22 protein-coding genes, 1 tRNA gene and 1 pseudogene are annotated in these 22,028 nt (G+C 60.1%); 16 read left to right on the top strand and 8 right to left on the bottom strand.

What is annotated here, in order from left to right; all coding sequences use genetic code 11:
* Nucleotides 1-231 precede the first annotated feature (231 nt).
* Both EXW71_RS18220 and EXW71_RS18215 read left to right on the top strand, forming a co-directional pair.
* The gene (locus tag EXW71_RS18220) at nucleotides 232-903 is read left to right on the top strand and encodes a response regulator (protein WP_123715023.1); all 672 of its coding nucleotides are present in this window, start codon (nucleotides 232-234) and stop codon (nucleotides 901-903) included.
* A complete protein-coding gene (locus EXW71_RS18215; RefSeq protein WP_134657951.1) occupies nucleotides 896-2,281 on the top strand; it encodes a sensor histidine kinase in 1,386 nt (461 codons plus the stop codon). The genes EXW71_RS18220 and EXW71_RS18215 overlap by 8 nt, the downstream gene beginning before the upstream one ends.
* Here the strand turns inward: EXW71_RS18215 and EXW71_RS18210 are convergent, their stop codons facing one another.
* Nucleotides 2,282-3,103 carry an HDOD domain-containing protein gene (locus EXW71_RS18210; RefSeq protein ID WP_134657950.1) on the bottom strand — a complete coding sequence of 274 codons (822 nt, stop codon included), beginning with the start codon at nucleotides 3,101-3,103 and terminating at the stop codon, nucleotides 2,282-2,284.
* A 35-nt stretch (nucleotides 3,104-3,138) separates the two neighbouring features.
* Nucleotides 3,139-4,080: a folate-binding protein YgfZ gene (locus EXW71_RS18205; RefSeq protein WP_134657949.1), complete on the bottom strand. Its 942-nt coding sequence runs from the start codon at nucleotides 4,078-4,080 to the stop codon at nucleotides 3,139-3,141.
* 140 nt (nucleotides 4,081-4,220) lie between these two features.
* Between EXW71_RS18205 and EXW71_RS18200 the strand changes: the two genes are divergently transcribed.
* The gene (locus EXW71_RS18200) at nucleotides 4,221-4,475 is read left to right on the top strand and encodes a succinate dehydrogenase assembly factor 2 (RefSeq protein ID WP_123715027.1); all 255 of its coding nucleotides are present in this window, start codon (nucleotides 4,221-4,223) and stop codon (nucleotides 4,473-4,475) included.
* A complete protein-coding gene (locus tag EXW71_RS18195; protein ID WP_134657948.1) occupies nucleotides 4,459-4,905 on the top strand; it encodes a protein YgfX in 447 nt (148 codons plus the stop codon). Before EXW71_RS18200 ends, EXW71_RS18195 begins: the two co-directional genes overlap by 17 nt.
* On the opposite strand, the gene nadB is transcribed toward EXW71_RS18195, so the two are convergent.
* Nucleotides 4,874-6,490, bottom strand: a complete 1,617-nt coding sequence (gene nadB, locus EXW71_RS18190) for an L-aspartate oxidase (RefSeq protein ID WP_134657947.1) — start codon at nucleotides 6,488-6,490, stop codon at nucleotides 4,874-4,876. The two genes, EXW71_RS18195 and nadB, sit on opposite strands and share 32 nt — an antisense overlap.
* Before the next feature lie 462 nt (nucleotides 6,491-6,952).
* On the opposite strand from nadB, the gene rpoE reads away from it, so the two are divergent.
* The 4 genes from rpoE (at nucleotide 6,953) to EXW71_RS18170 (ending at nucleotide 10,807) form a co-directional block, all read left to right on the top strand.
* Nucleotides 6,953-7,534, top strand: coding sequence for an RNA polymerase sigma factor RpoE (gene rpoE / locus EXW71_RS18185; RefSeq protein ID WP_123715030.1), 582 nt, complete (start codon nucleotides 6,953-6,955; stop codon nucleotides 7,532-7,534).
* 32 nt (nucleotides 7,535-7,566) lie between these two features.
* Nucleotides 7,567-8,154: a sigma-E factor negative regulatory protein gene (locus tag EXW71_RS18180; protein WP_123715031.1), complete on the top strand. Its 588-nt coding sequence runs from the start codon at nucleotides 7,567-7,569 to the stop codon at nucleotides 8,152-8,154.
* Between the two features lie 16 nt (nucleotides 8,155-8,170).
* A complete protein-coding gene (locus EXW71_RS18175) occupies nucleotides 8,171-9,133 on the top strand; it encodes a MucB/RseB C-terminal domain-containing protein (RefSeq protein WP_134657946.1) in 963 nt (320 codons plus the stop codon).
* A 234-nt stretch (nucleotides 9,134-9,367) separates the two neighbouring features.
* A complete protein-coding gene (locus EXW71_RS18170) occupies nucleotides 9,368-10,807 on the top strand; it encodes a DegQ family serine endoprotease (protein ID WP_123715033.1) in 1,440 nt (479 codons plus the stop codon).
* Nucleotides 10,808-10,874: 67 nt separating this feature from the next.
* Here the strand turns inward: EXW71_RS18170 and EXW71_RS18165 are convergent, their stop codons facing one another.
* Nucleotides 10,875-12,308: a M48 family metalloprotease gene (locus EXW71_RS18165; RefSeq protein WP_134657945.1), complete on the bottom strand. Its 1,434-nt coding sequence runs from the start codon at nucleotides 12,306-12,308 to the stop codon at nucleotides 10,875-10,877.
* A gap of 95 nt (nucleotides 12,309-12,403) precedes the next feature.
* Between EXW71_RS18165 and EXW71_RS18160 the strand changes: the two genes are divergently transcribed.
* A complete protein-coding gene (locus EXW71_RS18160) occupies nucleotides 12,404-12,643 on the top strand; it encodes a sulfurtransferase TusA family protein (protein WP_123715034.1) in 240 nt (79 codons plus the stop codon).
* A 31-nt stretch (nucleotides 12,644-12,674) separates the two neighbouring features.
* On the top strand, nucleotides 12,675-13,745 hold the full coding sequence (locus EXW71_RS18155) for an AI-2E family transporter (protein WP_123715035.1): 1,071 nt from the start codon (nucleotides 12,675-12,677) through the stop codon (nucleotides 13,743-13,745).
* 49 nt (nucleotides 13,746-13,794) lie between these two features.
* Here EXW71_RS18155 and EXW71_RS18150 read toward each other — a convergent pair whose 3' ends face one another.
* Nucleotides 13,795-14,268 carry a peroxiredoxin gene (locus EXW71_RS18150; protein WP_123715036.1) on the bottom strand — a complete coding sequence of 158 codons (474 nt, stop codon included), beginning with the start codon at nucleotides 14,266-14,268 and terminating at the stop codon, nucleotides 13,795-13,797.
* Between the two features lie 10 nt (nucleotides 14,269-14,278).
* Nucleotides 14,279-14,839, bottom strand: a complete 561-nt coding sequence (locus EXW71_RS18145) for a glycine cleavage system protein R (protein ID WP_003189463.1) — start codon at nucleotides 14,837-14,839, stop codon at nucleotides 14,279-14,281.
* A 272-nt stretch (nucleotides 14,840-15,111) separates the two neighbouring features.
* On the opposite strand from EXW71_RS18145, the gene dapA reads away from it, so the two are divergent.
* The 5 genes from dapA (at nucleotide 15,112) to EXW71_RS18120 (ending at nucleotide 18,800) form a co-directional block, all read left to right on the top strand.
* The gene (gene dapA / locus EXW71_RS18140) at nucleotides 15,112-15,990 is read left to right on the top strand and encodes a 4-hydroxy-tetrahydrodipicolinate synthase (RefSeq protein WP_123715037.1); all 879 of its coding nucleotides are present in this window, start codon (nucleotides 15,112-15,114) and stop codon (nucleotides 15,988-15,990) included.
* Nucleotides 15,991-16,007: 17 nt separating this feature from the next.
* Complete coding sequence (bamC, locus tag EXW71_RS18135) at nucleotides 16,008-17,123, top strand: outer membrane protein assembly factor BamC (protein WP_123715038.1); 1,116 nt, start codon at nucleotides 16,008-16,010, stop codon at nucleotides 17,121-17,123.
* Nucleotides 17,124-17,127: 4 nt separating this feature from the next.
* Nucleotides 17,128-17,886, top strand: coding sequence for an MBL fold metallo-hydrolase (locus EXW71_RS18130; protein ID WP_123715039.1), 759 nt, complete (start codon nucleotides 17,128-17,130; stop codon nucleotides 17,884-17,886).
* A gap of 27 nt (nucleotides 17,887-17,913) precedes the next feature.
* Entirely contained in the window at nucleotides 17,914-18,627 is a 714-nt protein-coding gene (purC, locus tag EXW71_RS18125; RefSeq protein ID WP_010212191.1) for a phosphoribosylaminoimidazolesuccinocarboxamide synthase, read from the top strand.
* Nucleotides 18,628-18,710: 83 nt separating this feature from the next.
* Nucleotides 18,711-18,800 (top strand) — tRNA-Ser (locus EXW71_RS18120).
* A 69-nt stretch (nucleotides 18,801-18,869) separates the two neighbouring features.
* Here the strand turns inward: EXW71_RS18120 and EXW71_RS18115 are convergent.
* On the bottom strand, nucleotides 18,870-20,096 hold the full coding sequence (locus tag EXW71_RS18115; RefSeq protein WP_134657944.1) for an MFS transporter: 1,227 nt from the start codon (nucleotides 20,094-20,096) through the stop codon (nucleotides 18,870-18,872).
* A gap of 228 nt (nucleotides 20,097-20,324) precedes the next feature.
* Between EXW71_RS18115 and EXW71_RS18110 the strand changes: the two are divergent.
* Nucleotides 20,325-20,909, top strand: a pseudogene (locus tag EXW71_RS18110) (histone deacetylase family protein); the annotation flags it as partial.
* Nucleotides 20,910-20,959: 50 nt separating this feature from the next.
* Here the strand turns inward: EXW71_RS18110 and EXW71_RS18105 are convergent.
* A complete protein-coding gene (locus tag EXW71_RS18105) occupies nucleotides 20,960-21,838 on the bottom strand; it encodes a hypothetical protein (RefSeq protein ID WP_177421584.1) in 879 nt (292 codons plus the stop codon).
* Nucleotides 21,839-22,028: the final 190 nt, after the last annotated feature.

The raw sequence follows: 22,028 nt of genomic DNA, 5'->3' as shown, positions 1-22,028 counted from the left end.
GTGTACTCCGTTATTGTTCTTATTTTGGCGAAAACGCTTCGAGGCGTTTTTCGGGCGTTGCGAGTCAGGCAACTGGGTGGGCATAGACCACCGAGGTTGGATGCTAAAGGGCGAACCTTTCACTAACCTTTCAGTTGTCTTTCAGTGTTTTCGGGCTTCACAGGCTATGCGGCGCCTGTAAACTGCCCCGCAAAGCGTGGCGCCGACCATGCCCGTATAAGGTGGAAATCCATGCGTGTCCTCTTGGTTGAAGACCATTTGCAACTCGCCGAAAGTGTCGCCCAGGCGCTCAAGAGCACAGGGTTGACCGTCGATGTGCTGCACGATGGGGTGGCCGCGGACCTGGCCTTGAGCAGCGAGGACTATGCGGTAGCGGTCCTCGATGTCGGGCTGCCGCGCATGGACGGTTTCGAGGTGCTGGCACGCTTGCGGGCGCGCGGTAAAAACCTGCCGGTGCTGATGCTGACGGCGCGCAGTGACGTAAAGGACCGCGTGCATGGCCTGAACCTGGGGGCCGACGACTACCTCGCCAAACCCTTTGAACTGACGGAGCTGGAAGCGCGGGTCAAGGCGCTGTTGCGCCGCAGCGTACTCGGCGGCGAGCGCCAGCAGACCTGCGGCGTGCTGGTCTACGACCTGGATACAAGGCGGTTCACGGTGGGGGGCGAACTGATGACGTTGACCTCTCGCGAGCAAGCGGTATTGGAGGCCTTGATTGCCCGCCCGGGCCGCGTGATGAGCAAGGAGCAACTGGCTTCCCAGGTGTTCGGCCTGGACGAAGAGGCCAGCCCCGATGCGATCGAAATCTACGTGCACCGCCTGCGCAAGAAGCTTGATGGCCAACCCATCGCCATCGTGACTTTCCGCGGCCTGGGGTATTTGCTGGAAGCACGTGATGCATAAGCCCAGCAGCCTGCGTTGGCGGTTGCTGTGGAACCTGGCGTTGCTCTTGGTGGTATTGATGCTCGCCAGTGGCCTGAGTGCCTACTGGAATGGGCGCGAAGCCGCCGACACCGCGTATGACCGCACGCTGCTGGCCTCGGCGCGGACGATCGCCGCCGGGTTGACCCAGGTCGATGGCACGCTCAGCGCCAATGTGCCGTATGTGGCTTTGGATACCTTTGCCTACGACAGTGCCGGGCGTATTTATTATCAGGTCAACGACATTGATCAGAAGCTGATCTCCGGCTACGAACACCTTCCCGGCCCACCGCCCGGCACGCCGCGCACCGATGATTACCCCGCCTTGGCGCGCTTCTACGATGCAAAGTACCAGGGCCAGCCGGTGCGGGTGGTGAGCCTGCTCAAGGCGGTGTCGGAACCGAATATGAACGGCATGGCGGAAATCCGCGTCGCCGAGACGGAGGAAGCCCGCGTCGCCATGGCGCGCAGCCTGATGGCCGATACTTTACTGCGCTTGGGCATGCTGGCTATCGGCGCGTTGCTGCTGGTGTGGTTTGCGGTGAGCGCGGCGCTGCGCCCGCTGGAGCGTCTGCGCACGGCGGTGGAGGAGCGTCAGCCCGACGACTTGCGGCCGCTGCCGCTGGTGGAGGTGCAGCATGAGTTCGGCCCACTGGTGCGTTCGATCAACCACTTCACTGAACGTCTGCGCGGTCAGTTCGAGCGCCAGGCGCAGTTCATTGCTGACGCTTCACACGAGTTGCGTACGCCGTTGGCCGCACTGAAGGCCCGACTGGAATTGGGCCTGCGTGCCGAAGACCCCGGCACCTGGCGCAGCACCCTGGAGACCGCCGCCCAAGGCACCGACCGCCTGACTCACTTGGCCAACCAATTGTTGTCCCTGGCGCGTATTGAAAACGGTGCCCGGGCAATTGCCGAGGGGGGCGCGCAGTTACTCGACCTTAGCCAGTTGGCGCGGGAACTGGGCATGGCCATGGCGCCGTTGGCGCATGCGCGGGGCGTCGCCCTGGCGCTGGAAGCCGATGAGCCGGTGTGGCTGCGCGGCGAGCCTACATTGTTGAACGAGCTGCTGAGTAACCTGGTGGACAACGCACTCGCCCACACCCCACCCGGCGGCAACGTGATTCTGCGGGTCACGGCCCCGGCGGTGCTTGAGGTCGAGGATGACGGGCCAGGTATCCCGCTCGATGAGCGGGACCGGGTTTTCGAGCGCTTTTATCGCCGTAGCCAGCAGGGCGTGGGTTCAGGGCTGGGGTTGGCGATTGTTGGGGAGATCTGCCGGGCGCATCTGGCGCAGATCAGTTTGCACGACGGTGAATCAGCGGGGTTGAAAGTGCGGGTGAGTTTTATCGCGGGGTGATCAGTAAAACATCGAGCGCGCTTCATCCAGCTCTGCACGCAGGGCATCGCTGTAGGGATCCACGCGTAGCTTCTTCATGGCCGGCAATGTCGATACCGGTACGTCAGCCAGCGGGTGGTCGGTGCCTCGATGACAATACAGGGCGGCGACTTGCACCAGGTCGATGTAGTCCAGCTTCGGCGAGTCGCGCTCCAGGTCCAGGTATTGCCCCGGCAGGCTGGCCAGCATTTCCGGGAACTCCCAGACGCGCAGCAGTTTGTCCCCGAGCACGGGGTGAATGCTGTCGATTACATGATTAAGGCTGACCGGGTCCGCGAGCAGCTCGTAGTGGTCTTCGGCATAGGTGAGGATCGGCAGCACGCCGATCTGATGCACCAGCCCGCCGAGGGCGGCCTGGTCCGGCTTCAGCTGGCTGTGGCTGCGGCACAAGGTATAGCTGACGCCTGCCACTTCCAGGCTGCGTCGCCAGACTTCGCGCATTTTCAGTTCGACCACTTCGGAGCGGGCGTGAAAGATCTGCTCCATCACCAGGCCGATGGCCAGGTTGCTGCTGTAGTTGGTGCCCAGCCGGGTGATGGCGGTATGCAGGTCGGTGACTTCCTGGGTTGCGCGCAACAGGGGGCTGTTGACCACTTTGATCAGCCGCGCCGACAGGGCGGTATCGCGACCGATCACTTTGCTCAAGTGGCTGATGCTGATATCCGGGTCTTCGGCGGCTTGGCGAATCTTCAGGGCCACTTCCGGTAATGTCGGCAGAACCAGGTCATCGTTGTCGATGGCCTTTACCAAAGCCTGTTGAACTTTTTCCGCCAGCTTGTTCATTCATGCTCTCTAGGGTGCTGCAAAAGGTACGGCGATTAACGCTGGATCTCTTTATCGCGATCCAATAGGTAGGGCAGGTCGAGCAGTTGCAGGACGGGGCCTTCCAGGGTGCCTGAGCGGATATCGCCGCCGTCGGCAGCTTCGGCTTGCAACACGGCCAGAAGTTCAACGCCCTGGTCAGCTTTTGCCGCGATCACGACTTCGCCGATCGAACTGTTGTGGTTGGGAGAGAACAGGGGGGTGCCAGGCTCGGGCAGTTCGGCCGCATTGAGACTCAGGCGATACAGGCGTCGTTTGAGCTTGCCCAGGTACTGCATGCGCGCGACGATTTCCTGGCCGGTGTAGCAGCCTTTCTTGAAGCTGACGCCGCCTACGGCTTGCAGGTTGAGCATTTGCGGAATGAACAGCTCGCGGGTTTGTGGCATGACCTGGCCAATGCCTGCACGGATCTGGCCGAGCAGCCATTCATTCAGGCCGGCTTCTTTCAGCTGTGTACTCAATTGGGCCTGTATGGCTTCGGCCTGGTCTGCGGGTACCCAGAGTTCGGCGCGGTGGGGGGAGACACGAATGGCGATCAGCGAATCGGTACGCACGACGCTGTCGGTTTCGGCAGGCAATGGAAGGCCGAGGCTGGCCAGGGCGTGGTCCGCATCCGTCAGACCAAAGCGTGCCCACGCGGCACTTTCGTCAGTGAGTTTGGATTTGGAGAACACCGCGTACTTTTTCAGGTCAGCCAGTTGCGGTTCGAGCAATTCGGTGGCCATTGCCAGAAGCACGCCGTCGCCTTGCAACAGGATGCGAAAGCTCGACTGCATACGCCCTTTCTGCGTGCAGCGCGCGCCGAGGCTTGCTTGAGTGTCACTCAGGTAATTGAGATTGCAGGTCAGTTGCCCTTGCAGGAACTTGGCAGCGTCGGCGCCGCGGACGGCGAGTACGCCTTCGTGGGACAGGGGGCAGAAAAAAGCAGAGTCAGCCATGGGTCATCGCAGGTCAAAAAGTCATGGGTGCATCATAGAGGGGCGCCCGGCAAATGGATAGTTTCCATAAGAGGCGACCAAAGCCGACTGTTCCACTGCCGTCGGGCCTGTATACTTGCCGCCTATTTGAGGAGCGCTCCATGGTCGAAGATGTAGAAATCAATCGCCTCTACTGGCACAGCCGCCGCGGCATGCTGGAGCTGGATGTGTTGTTGGTGCCGTTTACCAAAGAGGTATACGCGACGCTCAACCAGGTGGATCGTGACCTCTACGTCAGGCTGTTGACGTGCGAAGACCAGGACATGTTCGGCTGGTTCATGGAGCGCAACGAGTCGCAAGACCCGGAGCTGCAGCGCATGGTTCGGATGATCCTGGATCGTGTCCAGCCCAAATAGTCGCTTCGAATGCCGCTGGCGGCCCTCTCGGCTGCTGCTGGCGGCGTATCTTCTTGCCCAGTTGTTCGCGCTGGGTAGTTGGCCGTTTCTCGATCTGCCTTATTCAAGCCTTGGCATGCTGTTGTGCCTGGCTCACGCCGCCTGGGTATTACCGCGACACATTCTGTTGACTCACCGTTCGTCGGTGCGCGGTCTGCGTCGTGACGAAGACGGCTGGCACCTGTTCAGTGATGAGCGCGGCTGGCACGGCGTGCAACTGCGGCCCGACAGCCTGGCATTGCCGTTGGTCGTAGTGCTGCGTTACCGCGTGCCGGGTGAGTGGCGCGTGCGTTCACTCTGTGTGCCGAGGGACTCGCAGGGCGCCGATGTGCATCGGCGCCTGCGGGTGCGCCTCAAGTTCAGCCGCCGTAGGTGGTTGGCACCAGGATAGTGTCGCGGGCTTCGGGCAGCATCTGCGGGTAGTCAAGCGTGTAGTGCAGGCCCCGGCTTTCCTTGCGCTCCATGGCGGAGCGGATCATCAGTTCCGCCACTTGGGCCAGGTTGCGCAATTCGATCAGGTCGCGGCTGACCTTGTAGTTGCTGTAGAACTCGTCGATCTCATCCAGCAACAGCCGCACCCGGTGTTGTGCCCGTTGCAGGCGTTTATTGGTGCGCACGATTCCCACGTAGTCCCACATGAAACGCCGCAACTCATCCCAGTTGTGGGCGATGATCACATCCTCGTCCGAGTCGGTGACCTGGCTGGCGTCCCAGCGGGGCAGGGCGGCGGGCACCGCGATACGTGGCAACTGCTCCAGTATGTCGGCGGCCGCCGAGCGCGCGTAGACGAAGCATTCAAGCAGCGAATTGCTGGCCATGCGGTTGGCACCGTGCAGGCCGGTGAAGCTGGTTTCGCCAATCGCATACAGGCCCGGCACATCGGTGCGGCCATGCTGGTCGACCATTACGCCACCACACGTATAGTGCGCCGCCGGCACCACCGGGATCGGGCCTTGGGTGATGTCGATATTGAAGGTCAGGCAGCGTTCGTAGACCGTCGGGAAGTGGGCCTTGATGAAGGCTTCGGGCTTGTGGCTGATGTCCAGGTAGACGCAGTCGATGCCCAGGCGCTTCATTTCATGGTCGATCGCGCGGGCGACGATATCCCGTGGGGCCAGTTCGGCGCGCGGGTCGAAGCGCTGCATGAAGCGCTCGCCATTTGGCAGTTTAAGGTGCGCGCCTTCACCGCGCAGGGCTTCGGTGATCAGGAAGCTCTTGGCCTGGGGGTGGTACAGGCAAGTGGGGTGGAACTGGTTGAACTCCAGGTTGGCCACGCGACAGCCGGAGCGCCAGGCCATGGCAATGCCGTCACCGCAGGCACCGTCAGGGTTACTGGTATAGAGGTAAACCTTGGCTGCACCGCCGGACGCGAGGACGGTGAAGCGTGCGCCGTAGGTGTCGACCTCGCCGCTGGCGCGGTTGAGCACATAGGCGCCAAGGCAACGTTCGCCTTCCAGGCCCAGGCGCTTTTCGGTGATCAGGTCTACGGCGACGCGTTGCTCCAACAGTTCGATGTTGGGGCGTTGGCGCGCCTGGTCGAGCAATGTCTTGAAGATCGCTGCACCGGTGGCATCGGCGGCATGGATGATGCGTCGGTGGCTGTGGCCGCCTTCCCGGGTCAGGTGGAACTCGAATCCGCCATCATCGTTGCCCGCCTGCTCGTCACGCGTGAACGGTACGCCTTGGTCGATCAACCATTGAATGGCTTCACGGCTATGTTCGACGGTAAAGCGCACCGCCTCTTCATGGCACAGGCCGCCGCCGGCGTTGAGGGTGTCTTCGACGTGGGATTGAACCGTGTCGGTGTCGTCCAGCACGGCCGCGACACCGCCTTGGGCCCAGAAGGTCGAGCCGTTGGCCAGGTCGCCCTTGCTCAGTACTGCAATGCGCAAATGGCTGGGCAGGGTCAGCGCAAGACTTAAACCGGCCGCGCCGCTGCCGATCACCAGGACATCGTGTTGAAATTGTTGGCTCATTGGAAGGATTCCGCAAAAAGCGATCCGAGAGGCTGGCGCGAACAGGACGCCTGGATCGGCGAATCAAAGGGTCACACGGGCCACTAGTATATAGAGGGGGGGAGCGGCACAATAGCCGGGCATTCGTGGCAATATGAGATTGCCTTGTATGACGCGGCTGAAAGCAGCCGGTTATTGAAATGGGAACTTTTAGCAGCAGATCCGACTCAATAGCAGGTTGCCCGAAAGCTGGGAAACGTTGAGTTTATTGGCCCGTCGGGAGCATTGGACGCGTCAGGAAACCGACGACAAGATTATTCGCGCAGCCGGCGTTGCCCGTGCTGCGTTTTTCGTGTGTGCCAAATCAGTGCGCGCCGGAAACTTGCTTGAAAGGGGAGAACTTTTGCGAAAAGCCCGAGTCTATGTTTGCAAGCCTGGTCGTTTAGTTATGCAAGCCTCCTTCAAGTACAACGAGGAGTGTTCATGCTAACCCAGGAAGAGGATCAGCAGCTGGTCGAGCGCGTTCAGCGCGGTGACAGGCGTGCGTTTGATCTGCTAGTGCTGAAATATCAGCACAAAATTCTCGGGTTGATCGTGCGATTCGTGCACGACACCCATGAAGCGCAGGACGTAGCACAGGAAGCCTTTATCAAGGCATACCGTGCGCTAGGCAATTTCCGCGGTGATAGTGCGTTTTACACGTGGCTGTACCGCATCGCCATTAACACGGCGAAGAACTATCTGGTGTCTCGCGGCCGCCGCCCACCTGATAGCGATGTAAGTTCAGAAGATGCTGAATTCTACGATGGTGATCATGGTCTGAAGGATCTCGAGTCGCCGGAGCGTGCACTGTTGCGCGACGAGATCGAGGGCACCGTTCATCGCACAATTCAGCAGCTACCAGAAGATTTGCGTACGGCGTTAACTTTACGTGAATTCGATGGTCTGAGTTACGAAGACATTGCGAGCGTCATGCAATGTCCGGTGGGGACTGTAAGGTCACGGATTTTCCGGGCCCGGGAAGCCATCGACAAAGCCTTGCAACCGTTGTTGCAGGAAAACTAAAGACAGCGGCGACAGCCAAGAGAGGAACCGCCATGAGTCGTGATGCCCTGCAGGAATCGCTGTCCGCAGTGATGGATAACGAAGCGGATGAACTGGAACTTCGTCGAGTGCTCAACGCATTTGATGATGCCGAAACCCGTGATACCTGGTCTCGTTACCAAGTCGCTCGGGCGGTGATGCACAAGGATCTATTAATCCCTCGTTTGGATATTGCTGCGGCCGTTTCTGCTGCACTGGCTGATGAAGCCGTTCCGGCAAAAGCTGCTCGGGGACCATGGCGCAGCCTGGGTCGCCTGGCGGTGGCTGCCTCGGTGACTGTGGCTGTATTGGCGGGTGTTCGCCTGTACAACCAGGACGAGATCGCCGGCAACGAACTGGCCCAACAGGCTCAGCAACCGGTCATGGCAGGTCCGCAAGTCAAGGGCCCAGCTGTACTGGCCGGCTACAAGGAAAGCTCCGACGCCACCGGCCCAATGGCCAACGGTGTGCTTCAAGGGCAATCCGGCTGGCAGGATCAGCGCCTTCCAGGCTACCTGCGTCAACACGCACAGGAGTCTGCCTTGAAAGGCACTGAAAGCGCTCTGCCTTACGCACGTGCTGCAAGCCTGGAAAACCGTTGAACCGCTGAGGAGCCCTATGCGCGCCATACCGCTCCTTACGCTTTTGCTCAGCAGCTGGTTTGCACTATCCGCCCACGCCGATGAAGCTCAAGACTGGCTGACTCGACTTGGGCGGGCAGAGCAGCAGCAAAGCTTCGACGGTACGTTCGTCTACGAACGTAATGGCAGTTTTTCTACCCATAACATCTGGCATCGCGTCCAGGATGGTCAGGTTCGTGAGCGGTTATTACAGCTCGACGGTTCTGCTCAGGAAGTTGTACGGGTAGATGGTCATACTCAATGCGTCAGCGGCACACTCGTCGCAGGCCTCGGAAATTCGCGTGACGCCTCGGCTGCGCGTGCTCTCGATCCACAAAAACTCACTCCACTTTACGAACTGACGGTTATCGGTAAATCCCGCGTGGCCGGTCGTAATGCGGTGATTGTCTCGGTCACGCCACGGGACCAATACCGCTATGGTTTCGAGCTGCATCTGGATCGTGAAACGGCGTTGCCACTCAAATCGTTGCTGCTCAACGATCAGGGGCAGTTGTTGGAGCGCTTTCAGTTCACTCGCCTGAATACGTCGGTGACACCTTCTGATCGCGATCTGCAGCCAAGCAGCGAATGCACACCTATCGCCCTCTCTAAAAGCAATGCGCCAGAAGTGCCCGCAAGTCAGGCATGGCATCTGAATTGGCTACCGCCTGGTTTTCAGCTCACCAGCAGTACCGCCCGCCAGGATACCCACACCAAATCCACGATCGACAGCTTGATGTATGACGACGGTCTTGCGCGCTTCTCGGTGTTTCTCGAGTCGACAGACGGCGCGAACGTGAGCGAAACCCGCACTCAGCTGGGGCCTACGGTTGCCGTGTCGCGGCGCCTGAACACGGTGGACGGTGAGGTGATGGTGACGGTTGTCGGCGAAATCCCCATCGGCACTGCCGAACGCATTGCGCTGTCGGTGCGCGGTGAAAAGGTTGCCACCCAGCCGTGAGTTGTTAATCCTATGTTCATCCTGACCTTTCACTGTGAGCCCCTGTATGGTTGGGTGTTGAGAACATGAAATGTCCGGATCAGTATTTTCACTTGCAAAAAATCCCCATGTTTTTTATAGGTCAGAGTTTGTCGATCCTGGCCTTGTTTTGTTCGCGGAACAAAAATGCCGGTCGTAGCTTTCGGCGTTTCTTGAACCCTGTCGCTCAACCCTGCTCGTCGTAACGGGAGCTGTATGTCGATACCACGTTTGAAGTCTTACTTGTCCATAGTCGCCACGGTGCTGGTGCTGGGTCAGGCTGTGTCCGCGCAAGCGGCTGAACTGCCTGACTTCACCCAACTGGTGGAGCAGGCCTCGCCTGCCGTGGTGAACATCAGTACCACGCAGAAATTGCCCGAGCGCAAAGTCTCGAACCAGCAGATGCCGGACCTCGAGGGGCTGCCGCCGATGCTGCGCGAGTTCTTCGAGCGCGGTATGCCGCAGCAACGTTCTCCACGTGGTGGTGGCGGTGGCCAGCGCGAAGCGCAGTCCCTGGGCTCGGGTTTCATCATTTCGCCCGATGGCTACATCCTCACCAACAACCATGTGATTGCCGATGCTGACGAGATCCTCGTGCGCCTGGCCGACCGCAGTGAGTTGAAAGCCAAGCTGATCGGCACGGACCCACGTTCCGACGTGGCCTTGCTGAAAATCGATGGCAAGGATTTGCCTGTGCTGAAACTTGGCAAATCCCAGGACCTGAAAGCCGGGCAGTGGGTCGTGGCAATCGGCTCGCCATTCGGCTTTGACCATACCGTCACCCAGGGCATCGTCAGTGCCATTGGCCGTAGCCTGCCGAACGAAAACTACGTGCCGTTCATCCAGACCGACGTGCCGATCAACCCGGGTAACTCCGGTGGTCCGCTGTTCAACCTGGCGGGCGAGGTAGTGGGTATCAACTCGCAGATCTACACCCGCTCCGGTGGCTTCATGGGCGTGTCCTTCGCGATTCCTATCGATGTAGCCATGGACGTTTCCAACCAGCTCAAGAGCGGTGGCAAAGTCAGCCGTGGCTGGTTGGGGGTCGTGATCCAGGAGGTTAACAAAGACCTGGCTGAATCCTTCGGCCTCGACAAGCCGGCCGGCGCACTGGTCGCGCAGATTCAGGACGACGGCCCGGCTGCCAAAGGCGGTCTGCAAGTAGGCGACGTGATCCTGAGCATGAATGGCCAGCCGATCATTATGTCCGCCGATTTGCCGCACCTGGTCGGTGCTCTGAAAGCGGGCAGCAAAGCCAAGCTGGAAGTTATTCGTGATGGCAAGCGTCAAACCATCGAGCTGACCGTTGGTGCTATCCCTGATGAGAATGCCACCCTCGACGCGCTGGGCAATGCCAAGCCAGGCGTTGAGCGTAGCAGCAACCGCCTGGGCATTGCGGTGGCTGAGCTGACCGCCGAGCAGAAGAAGAGCTTCGACCTCAAGGGCGGCGTTGTGATCAAGGAAGTCCAGGACGGCCCAGCTGCCTTGATCGGCCTGCAACCGGGCGATGTGATCACCCACCTGAATAACCAGGCGATCAACTCCACCAAGGAATTCACCGACATCGCCAAGGCGTTGCCGAAGAATCGCTCGGTGTCGATGCGTGTCCTGCGTCAGGGGCGTGCCAGCTTCATCACGTTCAAACTGGCAGAGTAATGCTCTAGCCTATTAAAAAGCCCCGCCTTCGTTTAACGGAGGCGGGGCTTTTTTGTGGGCGATAGGTTTACCCCATCATCCCTTTTACCAAACGTTCCTGTTCAATCAATTCACGTTGGCGTGCATCGATACGCGAGGACAACGGGAAGTTGCTGCCGGCCCGGCGCTTGGCGAAGTCCAACTGCTGAATGGCCTGCGTGAAGTCACCGACCAAGGCAAAGTACTCGGCGCGGGCCTGATGCAAACCGATGATATTGCCGGACAAACCACGTGTCTCGGCAACCTGGTACCACACATCGGGGTCATCGGGACGGGATTTGAGCAAGCCGTCCAAGGCTTTTTCCGCGTCGGCGGTGCGGTTCTGCTTGAGCAGCAAGTCCACGCGCACCTGATTCAGCGGATAGTTGCCAGGGTATTGGGTGAGCATCCGGTCCGTGCGTTGCTGGGCGTCAGGCAGGCGATTGTTGGTGATATCCAACTCGATCTGCGCCAGGTTGTAGGTGATGTCGTTGGGCGACTTGGCCAGCAGGGGGGCCAGGTTTTCTCGGGCCTCCTTGAGCTTGGTGCCCTTGATCTGGGCAATAGCCAGGCCATAGCGCGCCACGTCGTTTTTTGGATTCTCGTCCAGTTGTGCCTGAAAGCGCTTGGCGGCGAGGCCCGGGGTATCTTCGTATTGCAGCTGTACGCGTGCGCGGATCAGTTGATAGCGCAGGCTGTCTTCCGTGCCGCCGGGCTTGGCTTGCTCGGCGCGGTTGCGGGTGTCGGCAATCCGCGACTCGGTAACCGGGTGAGTCAGCAGGAATTCCGGCGGCTTGGCGTCGAAACGGTATTGGCGCATCAGCCGTTCGAACATAGTGGGCATTGAGCGCGGGTCATAACCGGCTTTTTCCAGATTGAGGATGCCGATACGGTCGGCCTCCTGTTCGTTCTGGCGCGAGAACCGGCGCTGCTCCTGGATGGCCGCGGCCTGGCTGCCGGCAATGGCGGCAATGCCGGCGTCACCTGCGCCTGCTGCCGCAGCGATGATACCGCCGAGCAGGGCGGCCATCATCGGGATCTGCATACGCGACTGCGCTTCTACGCCCCGTGCAAAGTGACGCTGGGACAAGTGAGCCAATTCGTGGGCCAATACCGATGCATACTCACCTTCGGTCTGCGCATTGAGGAACAGTCCGCCGTTGACCCCGACAATCCCACCAGGCGCGGCAAAGGCGTTGAGTTGGGGGCTATTGATCAGGATGAACTCCAGGCGCCGATCATTGACCTGGCTGGTCTCCACCAGTTTGTACACGCTGGTTTCGACATAGTCCTTGAGCTGTGGGTCGTTGAGCTGCGAGACCTGACCGCGCAGGTAAGCAAGCCAGGCGCGACCCAATTGGAATTCCTGTTGTGGCGAGACAATGGCAGAACTGGCGTCGCCAAGTGACGGCAGGTCGTCAGCGAAGCCCGGAGAGGCCAGCAAGCAAGCCAGCGTCAGCAGGGTAGGGCGCAAAAAAGTCATGCACAGAGCCTTTCGACAAAGAGCTTACTGTATCCGGACACTGAGCTTCGGACCAGATATTCTAAGCGGCCCCAACGCTTGTTCGGAGTAAAACCATGACCGACGCTGTAGCCTTTGATGCGGAACTTGACGCCAGTGGCCTCAATTGCCCGCTGCCCCTGCTCAAGGCCAAGTTGGAACTCAACCAGTTGGCCAGCGGCGCGGTTCTCAAAGTGACTGCCACGGATGCCGGTTCCCAACGAGATTTCCGGACATTTGCCAAACTGGCCGGCCACACCTTGCTGCACGAAGAAGACCTTGACGGTGTGTACCGTTACTGGTTGCGCAAAGCTTGAACCGTTCGTTCATACCACCCGAGGTTGATTGATGTTCAAAGTGTTACGAGACTGGATTCAGCGCTACTTCTCTGATGAAGAAGCCGTGGTGCTGGCCGTCCTGCTGTTCCTGGCTTTTACGGCCGTGCTCACCTTGGGCGGCATGCTGGCGCCGGTACTGGCAGGGATGGTGCTGGCGTACCTGATGCAAGGGCTGGTTACCACCCTGGAACGTTTGCGCTTACCAGGTGGTGTGGCAGTCGGGTTGGTGTTTGCCTTGTTTATGGGCTTGCTGGTGGTGTTCATCGTGGTAGTGCTGCCGCTGCTGTGGCATCAGATGATCACCCTGTTCAACGAGTTGCCGGGGATGCTGGCCAAGTGGCAATCGTTGTTGCTGTTACTGCCTGAGCGCTATCCGCATTTGGTGTCGGATGAGCAGGTGTTGCAGGCTATTGAAGTGGCGCGTGGCGAGATCGGAAAATTCGGGCAGTGGGCGCTGACCTTTTCTCTGTCGAGCCTGCCTTTGTTGGTCAACATCATGATCTACCTGGTGCTGGTGCCGATCCTGGTGTTTTTCTTCCTCAAGGACCGCGAGATGATCGGGCGTTGGGTGCGCGGGTATCTGCCGCGTGAACGGGCACTGATTACCCGGGTGGCCGAGGAGATGAACCGCCAGATTGCCAACTACATTCGCGGCAAGGTGATTGAGATCGTCATCTGCGGGGGCGTTACCTACATCGCCTTCGTCGCCCTCGGGCTGAACTACGCGGCGTTACTGGCGCTGCTGGTGGGCGTGTCTGTGGTGGTGCCCTATGTCGGCGCAGTGGTGGTGACGGTGCCGGTGATGTTGATCGCTTTGTTCCAGTGGGGGTGGAGCGACCAGTTCATCTACCTGATGGCGGTGTACGGCATTATCCAGACCCTGGATGGCAATGTACTGGTGCCGCTGTTGTTCTCGGAGGCCGTCAACCTGCACCCGGTGGCGATCATCTGCGCAGTGTTGTTATTCGGTGGGCTGTGGGGATTCTGGGGCGTGTTCTTTGCGATTCCCCTGGCGACGCTGTTCAAGGCGGTGCTGGACGCGTGGCCGCGAAAGGAGCCGGTGGTGGCGCCGTTGTTGTAACGGTGGGGCCGTGTGTGGCGAGCAAGCGCTCGCCACACCCAGTCTGCTCTTATGCCTTGTCCAGCGCCTGAGCCGCCGCCAGCACCGCATCCACATGGCCTGGCACTTTCACACCACGCCATTCCTGACGCAGCACGCCATTCTTGTCGATCAAAAAGGTGCTGCGATCGACACCCAGGTATTCCTTGCCGTACAGCTTCTTCAGCTTGATCACATCAAACAGCTGACAAACTGCTTCGTCCTTGTCGCTGATCAGCTCGAACGGGAATTCCTGCTTGCCCTTGAAGTTCTCATGGGACTTCACGCTGTCGCGCGACACGCCGAATACTTCAGTGTTGGCGGCCTTGAACGCTGCGTACTGGTCACGAAAACCCTGGCCTTCGGTGGTACAGCCAGGGGTGCTGTCCTTCGGATAGAAATAGATCACCACTTGCTTGCCCTTGAGGGCCGCGAGGCTGAAGGTCTGGCCGCTGGTGGCCTGGGCTTCGAAATCGGTCACGGGGGTATCGATGGCTACCGGCATGAGTACTTCCTTACATTGGGTTCTGTGGGCGCCATGGCTCGATCAGGGCGTCAAGGTTCAGGGCGTCGGCGAAATCCAGGAACTGGTCGCGCAGCCAACTGATCTGCACGCCCGCCGGCAGGGTGACGGTGAACGTGGCGTTGAGCATGGTGCCGCCGGTTTGGGGCGCCTGGTACGTGTCGCACGTCAGGTTCTCCAGTTCGACGTTATGGTCGATGAAGAACTGGCACAGCTCATTGACGATGTCCGAGCGATACGCCGAGCTGACATAAGCGACATAGGGCAGCGCCTGAGGGCGATTCTCCAATGCGGCACTGCGTACTACGTTGACGGTGAAGTCGTGCTTCTTGGCCAGGCCCGGCAAGCCGGTCTCCAGGCGCGCCAGGGCATCCCAGCTGCCGGAAATCTGCAGCACCAGTGCACTGCATTCGCCGTGGCGGGTCAGGCGGGAGGTCACGACGGCGCAGCGGTTCTCATGGCTGGCGCGGCACAGGACGTTGGTCAGCTCCATGGGGTTGGCGCCGAGGGCACTGATTACAAGGAATTGTTCGCGAACTGTGGGGGTGGACATGCAGCCTTCCTAAAGCGATGAGCGGTCGATACTGTGTGGCTGTATCGATCAAAGGATGAAGGGTAGCGAAAAGCGTCGCCAAGGGCTAGGAGGCGGCGTTTTCATTGCGTGACCGGTCGGGTTTCATCGTGCTTCAGGCCATGCTTTGGGCCAATGATGGCATTGCCCGTCGTTTAGTTGGTCCAGAACGCATCCTCAGACGGTACTTCGCTTGTGCAAGCATCTTGGCGCCAGTACCATTACGGCTCTCTTTTTCCGGCAGGAGCGGTTGCATGATTGCGGGCAGTATGGTGGCACTGGTCACACCCATGGATGCACAAGGTCATCTCGACTGGGACAGCCTTGGCAAACTGGTGGACTTCCACCTGCAAGAAGGCACCAATGCCATTGTTGCGGTCGGCACCACAGGTGAATCGGCGACCCTCGATGTGGAAGAACACATCCAGGTGATCGAGTTCGTGGTCAAGCGTGTCGCGGGCCGCATCGCCGTAATCGCCGGTACGGGCGCCAACTCGACGCGCGAAGCGATCGAGCTGACCAAAAACGCCAAGAAGGCCGGCGCCGACGCTTGCCTGCTGGTGACCCCGTACTACAACAAGCCAACCCAGGAAGGCCTGTACCAGCACTTTCGCGCCATCGCCGAAGCTGTCGAGATCCCGCAGATCCTCTACAACGTTCCGGGCCGTACCGCCTGCGACATGAAGGCTGAGACCGTGATCCGCCTGTCCACCGTGCCGAATATCATCGGCATCAAGGAAGCCACCGGCGACCTGCAGCGCGCCAAGGACATCCTGGCCGGCGTGAGCAGCGACTTCCTGGTGTATTCCGGTGACGACGCCACGGCTGTCGAGCTGATCCTGCTGGGCGGCAAGGGCAACATCTCCGTGACCGCCAACGTGGCCCCACGTGCCATGAGCGAAATGTGCGCCGCTGCCATCGCCGGTGATGCCGCGACCGCCCGTGCGATCCACGAGAAGCTGATGCCGCTCAACAAGACACTGTTTATTGAATCCAACCCTATTCCCGTGAAATGGGCGCTGACTGAAATGGGCATGATGCCGGACGGTATCCGTCTGCCGCTCACCCGTCTCAGCGAAGCCTGTCACGAACCGCTGCGACAGGCCCTGCGCCAGTCCGGCGTCCTGGTTTAATTGAGGAAGCACTACGCATGAAGCGATTGGCCGGACTTTCCGCACTTGCCTTGATTATCTCCAGCACCAGTGGCTGCGGTTGGATTTGGGGCCCGGAAGGCTACTTCCGCGACCGCGGCAGCGATTACCTGGACGCGCAAGCGACCAAGCCGATGCAGTTGCCGCCTGATGTCAATGTCGCCAAGCGCCTTGACCCACTGCTGCCGATTCCACGCAACGTTGCCGACGACACCGTCAAAGGCGAGTTCGTCGTACCGCGCCCGCAGCCGATCACGGCCGTGGCGGAAGCCAGCGATTACAGCCTGCAGAAGAGCGGCGACAACCGCTGGATCGTGGCTCAGCGCCCACCTGCCGAAGTCTGGCCGGTGGCGGTGCAGTTCTTCCAGGACAACGGTTTCCGTCTTGACCAGCAACGCCCGCAGACCGGTGAGTTCACCACTGCCTGGCAGCACGGCAGTGAACTGTCCGCCAACATGGCCCAGCGCCTGCAGGCCGGTGGCGTAGCGGCCGACAGCGAAGCCCGTGTGCGTGTGCGCATCGAGCCTGGCGTGCAGCGCAATACCAGTGAAGTGTATGTGGTCAGCGCCGAGCGTCCTGCCGGCAGCACGGCCAATGTCGATTTCACCAACCGCTCGGTCAACACTGGCGTTGATGCCGCTCTGGTCGACGAGATGCTGGCCAGCATGAGCCGTATCTCCGAGAAGGGCGGTTCGGTATCACTGCTTGCCGCGCGCGACTACGATACGCCTAACCGCGTCAGCCTCACCGAAGACGGCAGCGGCAACGTGGTGCTGAACCTGGGTGAAGACCTGGATCGTGCCTGGGCCAGTGTAGGTCGCGCGTTGGAGAAAGGCCCTTGGCGTGTTGAGGACATCAACCGCAGCCTGGGCCTGTACTACATCAACGTGGCTGAAAAGGCCGAGAAGAAAGACGACGAGCCAGGCTTCTTCGGCAAGTTGTTCGGCAGCAAGCCGACCAAGGAAGAGATCGAAACCCGTGCCGAGCGTTATCAGGTTCGTTTGAGCAAGGTTGGCGAAAGTGTCCAGGTCACCGTCGAGAAGAACATCAACACCGTTGCGCCGGCTGAAACAGCGCGCAAAGTGTTGGGCGTGATTCAGGACAACCTGGGCTGATCCGATGCGTTTTGCCGTTCTCGGCAGCGGTAGCCAAGGGAACGGCACGCTGGTCGCTCATGACGACACGTACGTGCTGGTGGATTGTGGTTTCTCGTTAAGAGAAACCGAGCGGCGCCTGCTGCGCCTGGGGGTTCACCCCGCGCAGCTGAGTGCGATTCTGGTGACCCACGAACATGCCGACCATGTGCATGGCGTGGGTTTGCTGTCTCGGCGCTACAATCTGCCGGTATACCTGAGTCGCGGCACCTTGCGCGGGATGCGCAAACCCATTGACCCTGCTGGTTTCCTGGCCGGTGGCGAGCAACTGCAAATCGGCGCGTTGAGCATCAATGTGGTTGCCGTGGCACACGACGCCCAGGAGCCGACGCAATACGTGTTCAGTGGCGGTGAGCGGCGTTTCGGCGTGCTCACCGACCTGGGTTCCTACTGTGCGAAGGTGCTGGACGGTTACCGCGACCTCGATGCCTTGATGATCGAGTCCAACCACTGTCGAGACCTGCTGGCTCGTGGTCATTACCCGTACTTTCTCAAGCAGCGGGTGGGCGGCGAACTGGGACATTTGAACAACCATCAGGCGGCGTACCTGGTGTATGAGTTGGGCTGGCAAGACCTGCAACACCTGGTCCTGGCCCATCTGAGCAGCAAGAACAACCTGCCGACGCTTGCCCGGCAATGTTTTGTCGACACCCTCGGGTGCGACCCGGACTGGCTGCAACTGGCCGATCAAGATTCAGGGCTCGACTGGCGACATATCGCCTAGCCCACCTCACTCAAAGCGGAGCCCATCATGGAAAAACGTGAAGAACTCTACCGCGGCAAAGCCAAGTCGGTTTACAAGACCGACGACGCCAACCGCCTGATCCTGCTGTTTCGCAACGACACTTCGGCATTCGACGGCAAGCGCATCGAACAGCTTGATCGCAAAGGCATGGTGAACAACAAGTTCAACGCCTTCATCATGCAGAAACTCGAAGCGGCCGGCATTCCGACCCAATTCGACAAACTGCTGGGCGACAACGAGTGCCTGGTGAAGAAGCTGGACATGATCCCGGTCGAATGCGTCGTGCGTAACTACGCCGCCGGCAGCCTGGTCAAGCGCCTGGGCGTGGAAGAGGGCCTCAAGCTCAACCCTTACACCTTCGAGCTGTTCCTGAAGGACGACGCCAAGGGCGACCCGTTCATCAACGAATCCCATGTTGTGGCGTTCGGCTGGGGCACCGCTGAGCAACTGGCGCGCATGAAAGAGTTGTCCCTCAAGGTCAACGACGTGCTGAGCAAACTGTTCGACGACGCCGGCCTGCTGCTGGTGGACTTCAAGCTGGAGTTTGGTGTGTTCCACGACGGCTCCATCGTCCTGGGCGACGAATTCAGCCCGGACGGCTGCCGCCTGTGGGACAAGGACACCAAGAAGAAGATGGACAAAGACCGCTTCCGCCAGGGCCTCGGTGACGTGATCGAAGCCTACGAAGAAGTCGCCAATCGTCTGGGCGTACCGCTTTAATCGACGCAAGCATCTGATAGCACGGAAAAAAATCTTCTTTGGGGTTTGCTTCCGCGAAACACACTGTTATGATGCGCGCCGTTGGAGAGATGCCAGAGTGGCCGAATGGGACGGATTCGAAATCCGTTGTACCTTCACCGGTACCTAGGGTTCGAATCCCTATCTCTCCGCCATTACATAGAAAAAGCCCCGTAGCTGAATAAGCTACGGGGCTTTTTCGTTTTCTGCTGTCTGCTTTCTGCTCAGGCAGGTTGCGTCACCGAGCTATTACTCACATTGCGCCCCAGCACCAGCACCGTGACAAAACCAACGCCGACCAACGCCGTAGCCAGGCTCAGCAGTACCGAGCTACCCATCTGATCAACGATTCGCCCGCCAAAGAACGAGCCCAAGGCAATGATCACCTGGAACAAGGCCACGAACAGCGGCATACCGCGTTCAACATCCTTGGGCGCCACGACAAACATCCAGATACTGGCGCACGCCGGGAAGGCACCAAAGGCGAAGCCCCAGAGTGCGATCAGCATCGTTGCGCCGGTCAGGCCGGTGGCGAAGTAGGGGAACAAGGCGGTACTGGTGCCGATCATCAGTGCGACCAGTAGCAGGGTGTAGCGCACGCTGCGGTTGGCGGCGAAGCCGGCAAAAATGTTACCCGCGACGCCTGCTACGCCGAACATCAGCAGCAGTGAGCCAATGGTCTGGCCGTCGAAGCCGGAGCTGTTTTTGAAGAAGGGCGCGACGTAGGTGTACGCCGCAAAGTGCGCCAGACCAATCAGCAATACCGCGATCAACCCGACCCGAGCGCGTGGGTTGATAAACAAAGCCGGCAGGTCGCTGATCAGAATGGCCTTTTCCGGATTGAGCCGAGGTAGCAGGAAGACCTGCGCCAGCAGCACCGGTACGCCCAGCAGCGCGGTGACCAGGAAGGTCATGCGCCAGCCCATCAGGCCGCTGAGCCAGGTACCGACAGGCACGCCCAGCACGGTGGCCAGGGTCACGCCCATCATGATGATCGAGGTGGCCTTTGCGACGCCCACACCTTTGGGGGCCAGGCGACCGCTGAGGGCGATGGCTGTGGCCCAGAACCCGCCGATGCTGATGCCCAGCAGGACACGACCGAACAGCAGCAGGCTGAAGTCACTGGCGAACGCCACGACAGTGTTGGCGATGATCATGATCAACGTCAGGCCGATCAACAAATAGCGGCGGTCCATGGCGCCAATAATCACTGACAGCAACGGGGCGGCGAGGGCGGCCATGATGCCGGGCAGCGTCACCATCAGGCCGGCATGGCCGGCACTGATGCCAAGGTCGCTGGCGACGTCGTTGAGTACGCCCACCGGCAGGAATTCGCTGGTCACCAAGGCGAACGCGCCAACGGCAACCGAGAGAATCGCCAGCCACTGCTGTTTGACACTCTGTTGATTATGTTCTGGGGGGCCGCTAGGGACTTGGCTGGCACTTGGCATGATATGGGTTCCAAGGGGAATGACGCCTGAAGCCAGGCGCGGGGAGGGGAAAGTGGAGGCGATTATATGAACCGGTTTTGCCAGGCACCCAGGCGCTCGTTTCGATAATAATCATCAGTGCAATCGATTCGACGTGCTTTAGGCTGCCGTCCGCTCACGCCATCACCGACGCCGGCCGCACCGGCCAGCCTGCCGCCTGGCCAGGCTCGAACGCCTTAGTGAGCTCAGGGTGCGCCGTCCGCTTACGCCTTGTGTCGGCCGCCAGGTCATCACGCCCGCTACGACGCAGCGGGTGGGTTTTGCTACATCAACAGCGCGGCGGCGGCACAGGTGCTGTGCGCAGGCTTCCAACGCGTCGCGATCCTCGATACCGACATGCACCACGGTCAAGGTATCCAGGAGATTTTCTACGAGCGCGACGACGTGCTGTATATGTCGATCCATGGCGCCCCACCAATTTCTATCCGGTAATGGCCGGTTTCGCCGAAGAGCGGGGAGGCGACATTCGAGCAGGGTTCAACCTCAACCTGCAAATGGGCCACGGCGCGAGCGAGGCGCCGCTTTTCCAGAAGCTGGAACAGCTCTTGGTTGCGGTGAAGGGCTTCTCGGCGGATGTGCTGGTGTTGTCCCTCGGCTTTGATATCTACGCGTTGGGCCCGTTGAGTAAAGTCGCGGTGATGCGAGAAGGGTTTGCCCGTTTAGGTGAGTGCGTATTTGGGCTGGGATTGCCATGCGTGATCGTGCAGGCGGTGCAGACGCTGGACAGTAATGCGCAGGGCATTCTTTGCGAGCGCACACGCCTGGGCGCTGTGATATGTACCCTGGCGCCATGCGCGCCAGGGTTGCCGCTTAAGCGTAGAGTCTTACGGTGAAACGGCGTGCGTCGGCGGCACCAATTCCAGCACCCGGTTGCGCCCCCCCTCAGCCAGTAAGTATGTCCCACGCCCTGTCGGCACAATCGATTGCGGCGCTTTCAAGAACGACAGAATGGTGTGCTGTTTTCCGAAGGGGTCAATCAGCAGCAAGCGCGCCCGGTGCGTCGAGTCCTCGTTGACCCACAACCCACGCTCGTCACACATCAGGAACGTCGGCTGGTTCAGGCCCGCCAGCACCACCGGGTCGCTGCCGTCGTCGGTCAGCTCACGTACCACGCCCTTTTTCTTTTCCGTATAAAGCATGCGCCCATCCGTGCAACGCACGATGGCTTCGCCTTCCTCGACCTGATCGCGCAGCACGCTCAGGGACTGGTCACTCCAGCGGTAACGCATCAGGCGACCGGTGGGCTTGCGGTCTTCAATGGCGTACAGGTCGTCGCCCTCGACCCACAGGCCCTGCACGTTTTCACCGCGGAACAACTCCGTGACGACGCCGTCCTTGAGATAGCTGACGGGCGCAGCGCTTGATTCCTGGCTGAACACCCAGCCGCCACGGGTGGCGACCATGCCGTCGGGTTTGGACAAGTTGGCCACGACCACTTCGCGCTTCCCATCCGCTTGGATACGCACGATGCTGCCCAGCCCGTCCTTGAGCTCCTGGGTGACCATCAGCGAGCCATCATGCAGGGGCATCAGCGACGCCGCCTTGGCCACGTCTCGATGAATCACCGCATAGCTCCAGCCATCGCCGGCCCGCACCGGGTAGAAACTCTGCCAGGCAAAAAAGCCCAGGGTGGCGAGGCATAGCAGGCCGAGGGTCCACGCGCCGAAACGGAGCGCTCGGTGGTTTTTTATTATTGGGTTCATCGGTATGCGCCAGTGAAGGTAGGGAGAAAATGATCGAGTCGGACACCCTACCAAGGCTGCCATTGAACTTCACCCCGGGATAACCGGCTGTCCCCGAAAACCATGCGTCTACGCCGTTCCAGGTCCAGGTACATGACGTCCCGGCAACTCCCATACGATAATGCCGCCACCCTGACAGCCACTGGCGAAC

This window comes from Pseudomonas sp. BCA17 (assembly GCF_004519405.1).
Classification (GTDB): domain Bacteria; phylum Pseudomonadota; class Gammaproteobacteria; order Pseudomonadales; family Pseudomonadaceae; genus Aquipseudomonas.
The sequence above is the reverse complement of the archived record's forward strand: the minus strand, read 5'-3'. Positions and strand labels throughout refer to the sequence as shown.